Genomic DNA, 495 nt, shown 5'->3' with positions numbered 1-495 from the left:
AGATCGGCGCGCGGCGCCGGTAGCCAGTTCGCGCTTTTGGCGCGAGCCGACGACACCGTCACGTCGAGCGAACCGTCGCGATTGCGGCGTGCCCCGTTGCGATCGCCGACTGCCAGACGCGCCGGCGCGCTTTCGCCCAATGCGCCGTCCCTGGTATAAGCGGTGATCGACCAGAAGCCGCGCGCCGGCGGCAACTGGTTCGGCGCAAAGTGAATCACATAGCGGTTGGCGCCGTTGAGCGCATGACCGTCGCTATCCTGCGTCACGACCGCGCTCACTTCGTCGTCCTTCGTGCCGATGCCGGGCTGGACAGCCGCAGCGTAGGCGCGCATCGCGTAGTCGGGACCGTAGTTGCCGACGCCGTCGCCGAACCAGCTCCAACCGTTGCCGCTCAGCAGATTGGACGGCGGCGTAACCACGCGCTCGTGACCGTCGGCGAGACCGGCCGTGATGGCTTCGGGCGCGTTCGGCAACTTCACCGGTTCGTCCGGCGTC

1 protein-coding gene is annotated in these 495 nt (G+C 68.3%); it reads right to left on the bottom strand.

The annotated features are described in order from the left end of the window. Window positions 1-495, bottom strand: a 495-nt coding sequence (locus FQ755_RS08330; protein ID WP_144153003.1) for a DUF1214 domain-containing protein, incomplete at both ends; no start/stop codon positions are given.

Source organism: Paraburkholderia sp. BCC1885 (genome assembly GCF_900996235.1).
Lineage (GTDB): Bacteria > Pseudomonadota > Gammaproteobacteria > Burkholderiales > Burkholderiaceae > Paraburkholderia.
The sequence above is the reverse complement of the archived record's forward strand: the minus strand, read 5'-3'. Positions and strand labels throughout refer to the sequence as shown.